8 protein-coding genes are annotated in these 17,162 nt (G+C 62.3%); 7 read left to right on the forward strand and 1 reads right to left on the reverse strand.

Annotated features, from left to right (window positions below; translation table 11 throughout):
- The first annotated feature begins 345 nt into the window (after positions 1-345).
- The 7 genes from AMK00_RS07010 to AMK00_RS07040 all read left to right on the forward strand — a co-directional run bounded on the left by AMK00_RS07010 (position 346) and on the right by AMK00_RS07040 (position 16,098).
- On the forward strand, positions 346-4,809 hold the full coding sequence (locus AMK00_RS07010) for a DUF4082 domain-containing protein (RefSeq protein WP_064809996.1): 4,464 nt from the start codon (positions 346-348) through the stop codon (positions 4,807-4,809).
- 101 nt (positions 4,810-4,910) lie between these two features.
- Positions 4,911-6,095, forward strand: coding sequence for a GTP-binding protein (locus AMK00_RS07015; RefSeq protein ID WP_064811663.1), 1,185 nt, complete (start codon positions 4,911-4,913; stop codon positions 6,093-6,095).
- A 217-nt stretch (positions 6,096-6,312) separates the two neighbouring features.
- Positions 6,313-10,833, forward strand: coding sequence for a DUF4082 domain-containing protein (locus AMK00_RS07020; RefSeq protein WP_064809997.1), 4,521 nt, complete (start codon positions 6,313-6,315; stop codon positions 10,831-10,833).
- Positions 10,834-10,852: 19 nt separating this feature from the next.
- On the forward strand, positions 10,853-12,085 hold the full coding sequence (locus AMK00_RS07025) for a GTP-binding protein (RefSeq protein ID WP_064809998.1): 1,233 nt from the start codon (positions 10,853-10,855) through the stop codon (positions 12,083-12,085).
- A gap of 73 nt (positions 12,086-12,158) precedes the next feature.
- Positions 12,159-12,467, forward strand: coding sequence for a hypothetical protein (locus tag AMK00_RS07030; protein WP_064801506.1), 309 nt, complete (start codon positions 12,159-12,161; stop codon positions 12,465-12,467).
- Between the two features lie 41 nt (positions 12,468-12,508).
- Complete coding sequence (locus tag AMK00_RS07035) at positions 12,509-14,653, forward strand: peptidase domain-containing ABC transporter (RefSeq protein ID WP_064809999.1); 2,145 nt, start codon at positions 12,509-12,511, stop codon at positions 14,651-14,653.
- Entirely contained in the window at positions 14,650-16,098 is a 1,449-nt protein-coding gene (locus AMK00_RS07040) for an HlyD family type I secretion periplasmic adaptor subunit (RefSeq protein ID WP_064810000.1), read from the forward strand. The genes AMK00_RS07035 and AMK00_RS07040 overlap by 4 nt, the downstream gene beginning before the upstream one ends.
- Positions 16,099-16,229: 131 nt before the next feature.
- Here the strand turns inward: AMK00_RS07040 and AMK00_RS07045 are convergent, their stop codons facing one another.
- The gene (locus tag AMK00_RS07045) at positions 16,230-17,132 is read right to left on the reverse strand and encodes an alpha/beta fold hydrolase (protein WP_064811664.1); all 903 of its coding nucleotides are present in this window, start codon (positions 17,130-17,132) and stop codon (positions 16,230-16,232) included.
- Between the last annotated feature and the right edge of the window lie 30 nt (positions 17,133-17,162).

Raw genomic sequence — 17,162 nt, forward strand, 5'->3', positions numbered from 1 at the left:
ATCAGTCTAAAATCGAGCAGGAGCGTATATCTCAGAGAGGTATCATCCTGAAAAATCACGAGATCATGCACGCAGGAATAGATGTGCTCGCCCTGAAGGATAGCGATCGCATAGGCGTGCCGGATTGAAGACACCCCGATGCAGACGGCCTTTGCCATCGCTTGGTCGACCCGGCCGTTGCTTCCCGTTTGGGCGTTTACAGCGTCAACGGCCGTTGCCCAAAGGATGCCGTCTGTAGAGCGAAAGGCGTAGGATATACTCGTGTATTTTTCGACTATACTTCCGGAGATCGTGTCAAACGATCCTAATAGATTTAATCCTTAAATTTCGCGAGAGGTTCTTGCCATGTATCGCAACGCTCGCCGGTGGACTTCGCGCTCACTCCTGGTGGATTCGTTGGTGCCCCGATGGTTGACCGTCGGCGGAAAGGAAAGACCGCGCAAACCTGCCGAAAAGCATAAGGATAGTGCTCAACTTGCGGCATCTGTTCAAACCGCCGATGGACACAAGCAGGGCACCCTTGTCGACGGTCCCTATAAGGATGCGGCCCTCAACGAGCATGATGGCGGGCAGAGAGCGCACGTGAACGGCGACGCGGACAACAGCCTCGAAGAGCGGCCGTTGCCTGACACTTTCGCAACGCCTGCCGAAATTGGTATTCGAAGCGGCGATGTGGCCGCGCTGTCGGCGCCTATGCCGGATTTTGCACGTTTCCAGTGGCGCGCGGATGGAGTTGCGTTCGGGACCGCATCGTCCCTTCAGCGCACCAATACGGCAATAAGCTCAATGGGCGACGATCCTCTGGCTCCCTATCTGCCGCAAAGCCCTGCACCGACAGTTTCGGGGCATGGTGCTCCTAAGGTGGCGGCCGGGCGTGCTCATTCGGGCAAGGTCGTCATTCTCGAATCGAGCCCGTCAGGGCAGGCGACGGCGCACGACGCCGGCGCGAATTCGCTGGCCTTCGGCATGCCCTTTGGCGTGTGCGGGTGCGGCTATCTTACCTCCCCTACGCGGATTCTCGATTGGGCCCATGGCGGCGCCCTGCTTCAACAGGACGGTCAATTGCCGGGGACCAGGCTGATCGAAGGGCCGGACTATGTGGCGACGATCAAGCCGGCCATCGGCGCCTCGGTCAGCGATCCGCTTCTCGATCGTGACGTGTCCCCACTCTCGGGCTGGACCGGCACTGCAACATGGTCGGACGCGGCGCTCACCAATGGAACCCTGCCGGGCGGGGGAGAGACGGGAACGGGAACAAAATCCAAGGATATCGGTATCCTGTCCGGCTCTGTGACGAAGCCACCTAAGCCTTCTACGCAGGGGTCATCGACAACGCAGAGTCTGGCGGCTGCGGCGGCGGTCAGCAACGCGATCGTGCTGGAAAACCAGAAGCAGGGCAATCCGGAGAGCGAGTGGGGCATCGACGGTGCCGGCAGCTCCAACATCGAAGGGTTTGCGACCGATATCAGCGTCGATAATGGCAAGACGATCAGCTTCAAGATCAATACCAATTCCACCAACTACCGGATCGATATCTATCGGCTCGGCTATTATGGCGGCATGGGGGCGCGCAAGGTCGCGACGATGCAGCACACAGGATTGCAGACCCAACCTAGTCCGTTGCGCAATGCGACGACCGGCACGGTGGACGCCGGTAACTGGGCCGTCTCGGCGTCCTGGACCGTACCGGATGATGCCGTTTCAGGCGTCTATATCGCCAAGCTCGTCCGTCAGGATGGCACCTCCGGCGAAAATCACATCCCGTTCATCGTGCGCGACGACGACAGCCACAGCGACGTTGTCTTCCAGACCGCGGATGAGACCTGGCAAGCTTACAATGGTTGGGGTGGCGCAAACCTCTATGGCGGCAACGGTCCGGCGACAGGGCAGGGTGCCGGTCGCGCCTATGCCGTTAGCTACAACAGGCCGATCGCGACGCGCGGCGGGGTCGGCACTTACGCCGGCCCCCAGGACTATCTGTTCGGTGCTGAATATGCGGGCATCTACTGGCTGGAACAGAACGGCTATGATGTCTCCTATCTGTCGGGTGTCGACGCCGATCGCTATGGCAGCCTGTTGCTCAATCACAAGACTTATGTCGATGCCGGGCATGACGAATACTGGTCGGGACAGCAGAGAACCAATGTCGAGGCCGCGCGCGATGCGGGCGTCAACCTGATGTTCTGGAGCGGCAACGAAGTCTATTGGCGCACCCGCTGGGGCAACGCCTATAGCGCCGACGGCACGCCCTACCGCACTCTGATCACCTACAAGGAGACATGGGCGGGCGGCGATATCGATCCTTCCGACCAATGGACAGGCACTTTCCGCGATCCACGCTTCAGCCCACCTGCCATTGGCGGCGGCAATCCGGAGAATTCGCTGACCGGTCAACTGTTCAAGGTCGACGATGTCGGCAGCAACCTCGGTGCGATCACCGTTGGCTACGATGATGCCAACCTTCGCTTCTGGCGCAATACGAGCGTTGCCAATCTTCAGCCGGGGCAGACGGCGACGCTCACCAAGAATTATCTCGGTTACGAGTGGGACGAAGCACCCGATAACGGCTTCGATCCGGCTGGCCTGGTGAAGCTGTCGTCGACGACGCTTCCGGTCAGCAGCTATTTGCTCGATTACGGAAACACGACCGGCAATGCGACGGCGACCCACAATCTGACGCTCTATCGCGCGCCCAGCGGCGCGCTGGTGTTCGGCGCCGGCACGGTCTACTGGACATGGGGTCTCAGCGACAATCACGACCTCACGGCGACCCGGACGGACTCGCGCGTACAGCAGGCGATGGTCAATTTGCTTGCTGACATGGGCATTCAGCCTGGAACGCTACAGTCCGGGCTCACCGCCGCGACCGCTTCGTTGGACCACACTGCGCCGACATCGGTCATCACGGTGCCCGCCACGGCGACCGTTGGATCCACCGTGACGATTACCGGCACCGCTGCCGATACCGGAGGCGGGGTCATCGCCGCGGTCGAGGTTTCGACCGACAACGGTGCGAGCTGGCATCCGGCGACGGGCGATGAGAACTGGACTTATACCTGGCAGCCGCAAACCGCGGGCACCTATACTATCCGGTCTCGCGCAGTCGATGATAACGTCAACCTGGAAACGCCCTCTGCGGGACGAACGGTCACCGTCAGCGGGCCGAGTTACACCTCTCTCTTCGGTTCGGGGACGCCCGCGGTCGTCAACACCAACGATACCTCGGCGGTTGAACTCGGCTTCAAATTCCAGACGTCCGTGGCAGGTACCGTCACCGGCATTCGTTTTTATAAGGGAAGTCAGGATACCGGCACGCATACCGGTTCACTGTGGTCGAGTACCGGCACGAGGATTGCGACCCTCACCTTCACGAACGAGACTGCCAGCGGCTGGCAGACCGCCTATTTCACCAGTCCGGTATCGCTGACGGTCGGACAAACCTACACCGCATCTTACCATACCAATACCGGTCACTATTCGTCGACGACCGGCTACTTCACCTCAAATGTAACCAGCGGTCCGCTCACGGCGCCGGCCAGCGGCAACGGCGTCTATGCCTATGGCAGCAACAGCCTATTCCCCACGAGCACCTTCCAGTCGACGAACTATTGGGTCGATGTGATGTTTACGACGTCGAGCTCGAACACGACGCCGACGGCGGTTGCCGATACAGGGGATGCGACCGAGAAGGGCGGAGTGGCCAATGGTTCGGGCGGCGTGGTTGCGAGCGGCAACGTGCTGACCAACGACACCGATCCGGATACCGGTGACACCAAGACCGTCACGGCAGTCCGTTTCGGGACGACGTCAGGCACGCTCGGCTCGGCGCTGAACGGCACCTATGGCAGTCTCGTGCTCAATGCATCGGGTGCCTATAGCTATGCGGTCAACGAGAACAATGCGACCGTTCAGGCGCTGCGACAGTCGACCAACACGCTGAGCGATGTCTTCAGCTACACGATGCGCGACAGCGCCGGCGCCACGGCCACGGCGAACCTGACGATCACCATCCATGGCGCCAACGATGCACCGGTGCTGGCCGTCCAGACGACGACCCAGAATGCCACCGTCGGCTCTGCCTTCTCCTACTCGCTGCCGACGACCACCTTCACTGATGTCGACAGCGGCGACACGTTGGCGTATGCGGCAACGGCCGCCGACGGCACGGCGCTGCCTTCCTGGCTAACCTTCAACGCCTCGACGCGCACCTTCTCCGGCACGCCGACGACGTCGGGCACTTACGGCATCAAGGTGACGGCAACCGATCTCGGCGGCCTTGCGGCCAACGAGACCTTCAACATTGCCGTGTCGACGGCGCCGACGACCTACAGCCTGTTCTCTGCTTCCAGCACGCCGAGCCGGACCTTCAACGATGGTCAGCAACTCGAACTTGGCGTCAAGTTCACGTCGAACGTTGCCGGAGATGTCACCGGCATCAGGTTCTATCGCAGCGCCAATGACAACGGCCAGAATGTCGTCGACCTTTGGACCGCGACAGGCACCAAACTTGCCACCGCCACCTTCACCACCACCACCGCGAGCGGCTGGCAGACGGCGAACTTCACAAACCCCGTCACCATCGCCGCCAATACCACCTATGTCGCCTCCTACCACACGACCGGCGCTTATGTGGCGACCAGCAATTTCTTTACCACCCCCGTCACCAGCGGGCCGTTGACGGCCCCGGCCAGCGGCAATGGCGTCTATGCTTATGGCGGTTCCGCCACCGCAGGTCTTTTCCCGACCAACAGCTACAATTCAACCAATTACTACGCGGACGTCGTCTTCCGGCCGCAACTGGTCGCGTGATGCAAAGGATAAGGTTAGGATCGGTTTCGAATGAGGCTGACACGACGCAAATGCCGATCGCAGAGAGGGACGCCGCCTCCGCTCCCATTCAAGCGACAGTGATGAACAAGGGCGAGCGGCTCCCGGTGACAGTGCTCGCCGGCTTTCTCGGCGCCGGCAAGACGACGCTTCTCAGCCACGTGCTGACCAATCGTCAGGGCCTCAGGGTCGCCGTCATCGTCAACGATATGAGTGACGTGAACATAGACGCCAGTCTCATTCGCGACGGCGGCTGCAACTTGTCGCATACGACGGAGGCATTGGTTGAGCTCAGCAATGGCTGCATATGCTGTACCCTGCGCGATGACCTCCTGACGGAAGTGCGGCGACTGGCCGAAGAGGGGCGATACGACTATCTGCTGATAGAGGGAACCGGTATTGCCGAGCCGCGCCCCATCGCTGCCACCTTTTCCTTCCGCGACGAGAACGGTGTTTCGCTCTCCGATTTTGCCAGACTTGACACGATGGTGACTGTTGTCGACGCCGCCAGCCTTCTGGCTGATTACAGCAGCGCCGATCTGCTTCGCGATCGCGGCATGCAACGGGACGGCGAGGACCGGCGGACACTCATCGACCTGTTGGTGGACCAGATCGAGTTTGCCGACGTTGTCGTCATCAACAAGATCTCGGACGCGACCGACGAGATTCGCGCGGAAGTCCGCAAGACGGTGGCTGCGCTCAACCCGGATGCACACCAGGTGGAGACGGACTTCGGCAAGGTATCTCTTGCAAGCATTCTCAGTACGGGCCTCTTCGACGAAGCAAAGGCCGCCGCTCACCCGTTATGGCACAAGGAACTGTACAGCCCGGGTGCTCATGTTCCGGAGACGGAGGAATATGGGGTATCGAGCTTTGTCTATCGCACCAGGCGTCCCTTCGACCCGACGCGGTTTCGGGCGTTCCTGGACGAGCCCTGGCCGGGGGTCATCCGCGCCAAAGGTCATTTCTGGCTGGCTACGCGACCGCGTCACGTGGGTCTGATGTCGGCGGCCGGAGCGCAGCGGCGCTGTGAACCCATGGGGCTCTGGTGGGCGGCCGTTCCCCGGCAGGACTGGCCGAGCCACCACCAGTTTCGCCAGCATATCGAGCGTCGATGGGACAGCGCTTGGGGCGATCGTCGGCAGGAACTCGTGTTCATTGGTGTTGATATGGACGAGACAGGCGTCCGCAGCGCGTTGGACGACTGCCTGGCCAGCTCGGATCCTCGGGACTGGTCGGCCCTCGAAGATCCCTTTCCGACCTGGTAGCACGGAGCGGCGCAGGAGATTACCGGCTCGATCACCCGGACCGGCAAAACAAGGCCGACAAGTTTCCTTTCACCCAACATCTGCGGCTTAGCGGAAGCACCAGACAGCTCCAGAACCTGTCGGTCGGACATGCGGTGAGGATCATCATATCGGCGTATGGAGTACCACCCACATACCCAAGATTGCTGTCGTACGTTCCGCTCCGAAAGCTGGCAGGATGAAGCCATTCAATGCTGGTCGACGGGAAATGGGGACGCCGCTCTTGCTGAGATTTCATGTGAGGAATCGCAAATACCTGACCGCTGCCGGCGGCACGCCGTGCATCAGTCACGCAACCTCGGCCTGGCCCGCACTGCTTGGAACTCCGACCGTAGTGTCTTCGAGCACTCAGGGTTCTTCCGGCTTTGCCAATCAAGGCAGCGCAAGCGTTCAATCCTCCTTCATCGGCACGGTTACATCTTCCTTGATATCATCAGGCGACATTCAGTCGTCGCCTGCATCGTCGACGCCGATGCCAGCGCATGCCGCCGATGGCGGCGCGCAGGACACATCCACGAAGACGGCGTCGGCTGCGACGGTCTTCGACACGACCTCCTCGATATCGCAAGACACCGTACTTGCCCCGGATCCGTACGAAGAGGCTGCGACACTGCCTGCCGCTCCCGCGCTGACGGGTATTACCAGCGATGCCGACATCGGAAGTGTCACGACGGCGGCGCCGGTGATGTCTTCCAGCAGTCTCGACACGACTTCGTTGCGGCTTCAGGCCTCGATAGCATCCCTTACGGTGGAACCGAGCCAGGACGTTTCGGCTGAGACGACCGCGGTCTCAGCGCTGGCCGCACCGGCGGCGGCTCCGGCTGCGGTGACGCTCAACATTATCGCACTGGAAAACCTGAAACAGGGCAACCCGATCAGCGAGTGGGGCCTGGAAGGCGACGGCAAGGGCACCATTCAGGGCTTCGCCACTGAAATCAGCACGAATATCGGCCAGACCGTCGATTTCAAGATCGCCACCGATTCCACGCATTACCGCATCGATATCTACCGGATGGGCTATTACGGCGGGGCCGGTGCGCGCAAGGTCGGCTCGATCGAGCAGCAGCTGACCACGGCGCAGATCCAGCCGCATCCGATCGTCGACATGTCGCTCGGTCTCATCGACTGCGGCAACTGGTCGGTCTCGGCGAGCTGGCAGATTCCGACCGATGCGGTCTCCGGCGTCTATTTCGCCAAGCTGGTGCGCGAGGACGGTACCGAGGATGCCAGCATCATTCCCTTCGTCGTGCGCGACGACTCCTCGCACAGCAATATCGTCTTCCAGACCTCGGACACGACCTGGCAGGCCTATAATGCCTGGGGCGGCGCCAGCCTCTATTACGGCGATGTCCCCGTCGATCCCGCCGACATGATCGGCTACCTGCCGCCGAACTGCAGCTGCGGCCTGACCGCAATCGGTCGCGCCTCGGCGATCAGCTATAACAGGCCGATCATCACCAATACGAGCCCGGTCGGCGGCTCGCACGATTTCATCTTTGGCGTGGAGCATTCAGCCATCCAGTGGCTGGAGCAGAACGGCTACGACGTTTCCTATATTTCCGGCGTCGATGCGACGCGCAGCGGCAATCTGCTGCTCAACCATCAGGCCTTCCTGTCGGTCGGCCATGACGAATACTGGTCGGCCGAGCAGCGCACCAATGTGGAGGCCGCGCGCGATGCCGGCGTGAACCTCGCCTTCTGGAGCGGCAACGAAGTCTATTGGAAGGTTCGCTGGGAAAGCAGCATCGACGGCAGCGGCCAGGCCTACCGCACCATGGTCTGCTACAAGGAGACCTACGGCACGAGCACGGACCCGAGCAATATCGGCACCGGCACCTGGCGCGATCCGCGTTACGCCGATCCGGGGCAGGAGCCGGAAAATTCGCTGACGGGCACGATGTTTCAGGTGGACGGCTATCGCCAGGATACGATCTCCATCCCCTACGACTATTCGAACCTTCGCTTCTGGCGCAATACCGATGTGGCAGAGCTGCAACCGGGCGAGACCTACAATCTGGTGCGGAATCTGCTCGGCTATGAATGGGACTCGGATGTCGAGAATGGATTCCGTCCGGCTGGACTGATCGACCTGTCGCTCTCCTCGGTCGCGGTCAACACCTATCTCCGCGATTACGGCTCGACGATCGGCGATGCGGTGGCGACCCACAGCCTGACGATGTACCGGGCGGCAAGCGGCGCGCTCGTCTTCGGCGCCGGCACCGTCTTCTGGTCCTGGGGGCTGAATGATCAGCATCAGGGGCCGGCAACGCCAACCGATCGCAACGTGCAGCAGGCGATGGTCAACATGTTCGCGGACATGGGCATCCAGCCGACGACGCTCGACGCGAGCCTGATCCTCGCGACTCAATCGACCGACACGCTGAAGCCCACCTCGTCGATCACCTCGTCGATATCAGGCGCAAGCTTTCTCGAAGGGCAGCATGTGACGATATCAGGAACGGCGCAGGATTTCGGCGGCGGCATCATTGCCGGCGTCGAGGTCTCCACCGATGGCGGCCAGCACTGGTTCAAGGCCACGGGCCGCGAGAACTGGAGCTATAACTGGGTCGTCCAGGCGAGCGGCACCTATACGATCCTGTCACGCGCCGTCGACGACAGCGTCAATCTGGAGGCGCCATCGGCCGGCAAGCAGGTCACCGTCACGCTGCCGGGCACGCAGGGCCTGTGGACGCTCGCCGAAAAGCCCGCGACCGAAGTAGCGGTCGATCGCGATTCAGTCGAGCTCGGCCTGCGCTTCCAGGCGACGACGGCAGGCTCGGTGGAGGGCATCCGCTTCTACAAGGGCTTCTATAACATTGGCGAACACGTCGTCAGCCTCTGGAGCAGCACCGGAACGCTGCTGGCGACCGGCGTAGCGACAGGGGAATCGCTCTCAGGGTGGCAGACGGTGATGTTCTCCAGCCCGATCCAGATCGCAGCCGGCACGACCTATGTGGCCTCCTATCACAGCAATGGCTACTACTCGCTCACCCAGAACTATTTCAACGAGCCCTATGCCAGCGGCCAGCTGAAGGCCGTCGATGGCGGCGGCGTCTTCGCCTACGGCACCACGCCCAGCACATTCCCCGGCCAGAACCCCGGCGGCAGCAATTACTGGGTGGACGTGGTCTTCGATGCCGGCCCCAACAGCCAACCGGTCGCGACCGACGACAGTGGGCTGATCGTCGGCCACAACGGAACGCTGGTTATCTCCATTGCCGCGCTCCTGGCAAACGATACCGATCCCAATGGCGATGCGATGACCATCACGGCCGTCGGCAATGCCGCCAACGGCACGGTCGCTCTCAACAAGCAGACCGGCACCATCACCTTCACGTCGGCCAACGATTATTCAGGCCCGGCGAGCTTCACCTATACGCTGTCGGACGGACGCGGCGGCACGGATCAGGGCAATGTCAGCCTGACCGTCCAGACGGGTTCGGCTGGCGAGACGCTGTTTACGGCAAGTGAGGGGCCGACCGGCGGCAGCTTCAACGACAATACCGCGTTGGAACTCGGCATGAAGTTCGTCGCTTCCTCGACCGGCACGATCTCGGGCATCCGCTATTACAAGGCTGCCGGCGATACCAGTGTGCATACCGGCTCCATCTGGAGGGCCGACGGCACGCTCGTCGCCGCAGTCACCTTCACCAACGAGTCGCTTTCCGGCTGGCAGACCGCGAACCTCGCCACGCCGCTGCAGATCACGGCGGGTGCGACCTATGTCGCCTCCTACCACACGACCGGCACCTATGTGGCGACCTCGAACTATTTCAACACGGCTCATACCAACGGCTCGCTGACGGCGCTTGCAGGCAGCAACGGCGTCTACGCGGTCGGATCGGGCTCGACCTTCCCGACGTCAAGCTACCAGTCGACGAATTACTGGGTCGACGTCGTCTTCAACCAGTCGACGGGCAATACGGTGCCGGTCGCCGCCAATGACAATGGCTATACGAGCTATACCAATACGGCTCTGTCGATCGCCGCTGCAAACCTGCTCGCAAATGACAGCGACGCCGATGGCGACCCGCTTGTCATCACCGGCGTCAGCGGCGCGGTCAACGGTTCGGTGTCCTACAACAGCCAGACGCAGACCGTCACCTTCACGCCGACAGCAGGATATACCGGGCCGGCGAGCTTCAGCTATTCCATCACCGACGGTCAGGGCGGCACGGCATCGGCCCAGGTTGCGCTTACCGTCAACGCCCAGGGGAGTGAGCAGAACCTCTTCAGCGCCAATGAAACGCCTGCAGTCGTCTCGGTGAACGACAATCACCCGGTCAATCTCGGCATGAAATTTCAGGCGGACACGGCAGGCTGGGTCACGGGCATCCGCTTCTATAAGGGCGCCGACAATACGGGCCCGCATAACGGTTATCTCTGGACCGCCTCGGGCACGCTGCTTGCAAGCATCACCTTCAGCAACGAAACAGCAAGCGGCTGGCAGACTGCCGCGCTCACCCAGCAGGTCGCGGTCGAAGCGGATACGACCTACGTCGTTTCCTACAGCACGAACGGCAACTACTCGGCGACGGGCAATTATTTCAGCACCGAGAAGACGAGCGGCGACCTCAGGGCGCTCAGCGGTGACAACGGCGTCTACGCCTATGGATCGAGCGGGTTGTTCCCGACCAGCAGTTACAACAGCACAAACTACTATGTGGACGTGGCGTTCAAACCGCAGCTCGCGGCGTAAAGGCGAGCGGGGGGTATCGATGACGGGTGCAGACAATCGACTTCCGGTAACAGTCCTGGCGGGGTTTCTCGGCGCCGGCAAGACGACGGTCCTCAATCATGTCCTGAACAATCGCGAGGGACGTCGGATCGCCGTGATCGTCAACGACATGAGCGAGGTGAACATCGATGCCGATCTCGTCCGTGACGGCGGCGCCAACCTCTCGAGGACGGACGAAACCCTGGTCGAGCTTACCAACGGCTGCATCTGCTGCACATTGCGCGACGATCTCCTGAGCGAGGTCCGCGGGCTCGCCGCCACCGGCCGTTTCGACTATCTGCTGATCGAGGGCACGGGGATCGCCGAGCCCCTGCCGATAGCGGCGACCTTCTCCTTCCGCGACGAGAGCGGAGCGGCCCTTTGCGATGTGGCGCGGCTCGATACCATGGTCTGCGTCGTCGACGCGGTCAATCTGCTTGCCGATTACCGGAGCGACGAGTTCCTGGCCGATCGCGGCGAAAGGCGTGACGGGGACGATGATCGCAAACTCGTGGAACTGCTCGTCGAGCAGATCGAATTTTCTGATGTCGTCATCATCAACAAGGCGGGCGACGTGCCCTGCACCGATCTTGCCGAGGTTCGCCGGGTCGTCGCAGCGCTCAATCCGGATGCCCGCGTCATCGAGGCGGTTTTCGGCCAGGTGCCGCTCGGCGCGATCCTGGATACCGGCTTTTTCAGCGAAGCCAAGGCCGCCCGCCATCCACTCTGGCACAAGGAGCTTTACGGCTGGGGCGATCATGTGCCGGAGACCGAGGAATACGGCATAACAAGCTTCGTCTATCGCAGCCGCCGGCCCTTCGATCCGGCGCGGCTGGGCCGCATGCTCGAGCAGCCATTGCCCGGCGTCATCAGGGCGAAAGGCCATTTCTGGCTGGCGACCCGGCCGGACGAGATCGGCTTGCTGTCGATTGCCGGCACGCAATGCCGCATCGATACCAGAGGGTTCTGGTGGGCTTCGGTGCCGCGGGCGCACTGGCCGCGCCATCCGCAATTCCGCCAGTTGCTCGACCGGCATTGGGACGATGTCTGGGGCGACCGCCGCCAGGAGCTGGTCTTCATCGGCTCCGGCTTCGACGAGGGCGCCATCCGCACCGCGTTCGACGATTGCCTGACCGGGGAGGAGACGGGTTTCGATCCACAGGCCGCCGTCGGCCTTCGCGATCCGTTTCCGGCATGGCGGCACGATACGCACGCATCGGACCGAAAAGTGTGAAGCGGTTTTCGGATAATCCGATGCGTCGGCCCAAAGGTGAACAGGTTTTGATTATCAACCAGAGGAGAGAACAATGAGCAGCGAACTTTATGCCGACGGTATCGGCGAAATCACCGTTACGGGAACGATCGTGCGCATCGACCTGATGTCGCTCTCGGCCACCGATCGTGACGCCAACAACAATCCGAAGCCGGTTTTCCGCCAGCGCATCATCATGCCTGTCGACGCCTTCGCCAATGCGGTCGACCTCATGCAGAAGGCGCTTGGCGGCTTGGTCGAGGCGGGCGCGGTCCGTCGCATCGGTGACATGTCGGCTGCAGCCGCCACCGATATCCAATCGGTGCAGGGCGGCGCTTCGAACGCCTCGCCGAATTTCAACTGACAACGGGGATAGCCTCGGTCTCGTAGTGTTTCGGGTGGGCCATGAGTGGTTTTCTGCATACCAACCTGCATTGTCTTGCGCTCGTCGCGCGTCACCACGGCGTCGACCTTTCTCCTGAGCGATTGCAGCACGATTATTCCGTCGGCAACGATCCGGTGGCCGTGCGGCAAATGCTCAGAATGGCCAAGGATGCCGGCCTCAGGGCCAGGCATCTGACCCTCGACTGGCGAAGCCTGTTCCAGCTCGGCGAGGCTTTCCCGGTGCTTGCCGAACTTTCGAACGGCAACTGGGTGGTCATCGCCGGCGCTCTCGGGGAGGGCGAGGATGAGCGGATCCGTGTTCTCGACCCGCTCGCCACGCGCCCCGAAGTCATGCTGCTGAGTGAGGAGCAATTCGCCAAGGCCTGGCTCGGATCGGTGGTGCTGATGAAGCGCAACTATCGCATGTCGGATGAGGACCGGCCCTTCGGCTTCCGCTGGTTCGTCCCCGAAATCATCCGCCAGCGCAGCTTCTTCCGTGACGTGGCGCTCGCAGCCTTCGTGCTTTATGGCCTGGGGCTGACGACGCCGATGTTTTTTCAGCTCGTCATCGACAAGGTGCTCGTGCATCAGAGCTACGCGACATTGACGGTTCTGACGGTCGGCATCGCGGTGGCGCTCGTCTTCGACGCGACCTTCAGCTTCCTGCGCCGCTATCTGCTGCTCTACGCCACCAATAGGATCGACATCCGGGTGGCGACACGCACCTTCGGCCACCTGCTCAACCTGCCGATCGCGCTCTTCGAACAGGCCTCAGCCGGTGTTCTCGTCAAGCATATGCAGCAGACGGGGCGCATCCGCGAATTCCTGACCGGCCGGCTGTTTCTGACGCTTCTCGACGGTGTTTCACTCTTCGTCTTCTTGCCGATCCTGCTTCTCTACAGCGTCAAGCTGACGCTCGTGGTATTGGGTTTTGCGGCGCTCGTCGGGCTCGTGGTGATGCTGCTCGTCGGGCCGTTCCAGCGTCGCCTGCAGGCTCTTTATCAGGCCGAAGGCGACCGGCAGGCCCTGCTGGTGGAAACCGTGCATGGCATGCGCACCGTCAAGTCACTGGCGCTGGAGCCGCGCCAACGCAAGGTGTGGGACAATTATTCGGCCCAGTCGATTTCGGTGCGTTTCCGGGTCGAGAAGATCTCGACTATCGCCCAGTCGATGACCGGGCTTCTGGAGAAGCTGATGAGCGTGGCGATCATCGGGCTCGGCGCGCTCGATGTCTTCAGCGGTTCCATGACGATCGGCGCGCTGGTCGCCTTCAACATGCTGGCCGGCCGCGTCTCGGGACCGCTGGTGCAGATCGTCACCATGGTGCACGAATATCAGGAAGTGGCTCTGTCGGTGCGCATGCTCGGCGAGATCATGAACCAGCGGCCGGAACAGGCAGGCCGCGGGCGAGGGGTGCGGCCGCATCTGCACGGACGTATCGAGTTCGACAGGGTCACCTTCCGCTACGGTCCGGATGGGCCGCCGGCACTCGACAATGTGTCCTTCGCCATTCCGGCGGGCTGCGTTTTCGGCGTGGTCGGCAAGAGCGGCTCGGGCAAGACGACAATCACGCGGCTCATCCAGGGGCTCTATCAGAGCCAGGAAGGGCTGGTGCGCATGGACGGCTATGACAGCCGCGAGATCGACCTCGTGCACCTGAGAACCAGCATCGGCGTCGTGCTGCAGGATAATTTCCTCTTCCGCGGAACGGTGCGCGACAATATCGCCGCCGCCAAACCCGATGCCAGCATCGAGGAAATCATGGAGGTCGCCCGCATCGCCGGCGCGGAAGAATTCATCGAGCGCCTGCCGCGCGGCTTCGACACGATGCTGGAAGAAAACGCCGCCAACCTCTCCGGCGGCCAGAGGCAGCGGCTTGCCATTGCGCGGGCGCTGATCACCGATCCGAAGCTCCTGATCTTCGACGAGGCGACGAGCGCGCTCGACCCCGACAGCGAGGCGATCATCCGCGAGAATCTGAGCCGTATCGCTGCCGGGCGCACCGTCGTCATCGTCTCGCACCGGCTTTCGACGCTCGTCGATGCCGATGCCATTCTCGTTATCGATCGGGGCAAGGTCGCCGATATCGGCCGGCACGACCAGCTGGTGTCGCGCTGCATGACCTATCGCCACCTGTGGGCACAGCAAATGAGGCAGGTCGCATGAACGCGCGTGTCAGAAAATCCGGCGAGAACCTGCCCGTAGCCCCAGACCATGGTCCCTCAGACAAGGGGCCGCCAGGCAGAGGTGGGCAGCTCGTCGCCCGCCTGCCGCTGCCGCCGGCAATTGCGGAATTCCAGTCCGACGCCGTCGAGCTCGAGGAACGTGCTCCGCCGCGCGTTGCGCGCATGACGCTCTATTGCGTGACGGCGCTGATTGCTGCGACCATCATCTGGGCCTCCGTTTCTGATATCGACGAGGTGGTGATTGCGCCCGGCAAGCTCGTCACCACCCAGCCGACCATCGTCGTCCAGCCGCTCGAAACCTCGATCATCCGCACGATCGATGTGAAGGCCGGCGAGGTGGTGCATGCCGGACAGACGCTCGCAACGCTCGACGCCACTTTCAGCCAGGCCGATGTCGACCAGCAGCAGGCGAAGTTCTCGGCACTCGACGCCCAGGTGAAGCGCATCGAGGCGGAACTTGCCGGCAACGACTACACGATGATGGCGGGAACGACGCCCGACGAGATGCTGCAGGTGCAGCTCTTCGGCCAGCGGCGGGCATTCTACACGGCGCAGCTGCAGAATTTCGAGCAGCAGATCGCCGGCCAGTCGGCAGCGCTTGCCGCGGCCAGGAACCAGGAGGCCGTGCTCATCGACCGACGCGACACGCTCTCGCAAATCGAAGGCGCGCGCGAGCGGCTCTTTAACACGCAGAGCGGCTCGCTGATCACCATGCTCGGCTCGCGCGACGCCCGCCTCGACGTCGAGTCCGATCTGACTGCCGTGCGCGGCAAGGCCGACGAGGCCGCGCATGCCTTTGCCAAGCTGAAAGCCGATCGGCAGGCCTTCATCGAGGATTTCCGCCGTGCCGCGATGGAACAGCTGGTAGAGCTGCGTGGCCAGCGCGACATGGCGGATGAAGAGCTGAAGAAGATGGAGCTGCGCCGCAACATGGTGTCGCTGACAGCACCTGCCGACGCCGTCGTGCTCGATCTCGCCCAGCGCTCCATCGGCTCCGTCGTGCGCGAAGCCGAACCCATCGTCACGCTGGTGCCGATCAACGTGCCGCTCGAAGCGGAAGTCTCGATCAACACCCGCGACATCGGCCGCATCGCCGTGGGTAAGGAGGCCCGCATCAAGCTGGACGCCTATCCCTTCCAGAAATACGGCACCGCGTCGGGCGAGGTTCGCACCATCAGCCAGGACACGTTTATGACCGGCCAGCAGCAGGAACAGACCGCCACTCCGAGCCAGCCGGCCGCGCCCTTCTTCAAGGCTCGCATCCTGCTTGCCGATACGAGGCTGAACGCCTCGGACGTGCCGGTCAGACTGCTGCCGGGCATGACCGTCTCGACAGAGATCAAGGTGGGCAACAGGACGGTAATCTCCTATTTCCTCTACCCGCTGCTGCGCGGCCTGGATGATGCCATCCGGGAACCGAACTGAGAAAGCCGCAGACGAGGCGGAGGCGAGGGGCCTCCGACACAGGCCGGGGGAGGGGACGGCGCGCCAGGATTCCAGGCAGCCGCCCCCAAGGCGTTTGGGTAGCAGCGGGAGCCGCATTCGATTCCGATTAATCAGCCTACCGGGAAAGTGGCGAGAAAAGCGCGTATTGCTGCAGGGATATTGCCGAGATGGAGGAGGGGCGCATGTCCTTGCCCTCCGGCGGTATGAAGGATCAATCCGGGATGCAGTCGGGCCATTTCGCCCGCGGTTTCTTGGGAAAGAAGCGGTGAATTTTCGCCGCGGATCAGCATCAGCGGAAAGCGGCTCAGGCTTTCGAATTGTGCCCAGAGATCGGGCAGCGGCTGGCTGAAATCGATCGATCTCAGCGCCTCGGCGATCGCCGGATCGAAGTCGGCGACCGGCCTTCCGCCGACGTCGCGATATAGCGCAAGCGCCATTTCGCGCCAGTCCTCGCCTGTAAGCGCGGTAAACGAGGCGCCGTGATTTTCCCGCAATAGATCGGCCGCCTCTTTCCAGTCGGCCGGCGCCTTGCCGCTGTTGAGGTAGTCGCGAATGAGCGCCAGCCCTCTCGCCTCGATCGCCGGTCCGATATCGTTCAGGACCACGGCTTCGAGAAGATCCGGCCGTGTCGCCGCGATCAAATGCAGGATCAGGCCGCCACGCGAGGTGCCGATGAAAATCGCTCGCTCGATGCCGAATGCCGTGCAGGCGGCAATGATGTCGCCGGTCTCGACGGCAAGATTGTAATTGGCCTTGTTCTCATCCCATGCAGAATTTCCGCGCCCGCGCGAATCGAGCGTGATCACCCTGCGCGGGCCTGTTCTGTCGCGGCTGAGAAGCAGCGCAAGCGGATGAAAGTCCCGGGCATTGCGGCTCAGGCCGGGCAGGCAGATCACCGGCAGCCGTTCGGGGGCTGCCGCCTCCTCCGGCCGGTAGTCGCGTGCATAAAGCCTCAGCCCATCGGGGGAAGAGTAAAATCGTTCCTGGAAACCGCCTGCATCCATATCCGGCATCGCATCCTCGAGACCTGTCTGATCCAGAAG

This window comes from Rhizobium sp. N621 (assembly GCF_001664325.1).
GTDB lineage: Bacteria > Pseudomonadota > Alphaproteobacteria > Rhizobiales > Rhizobiaceae > Rhizobium > Rhizobium esperanzae.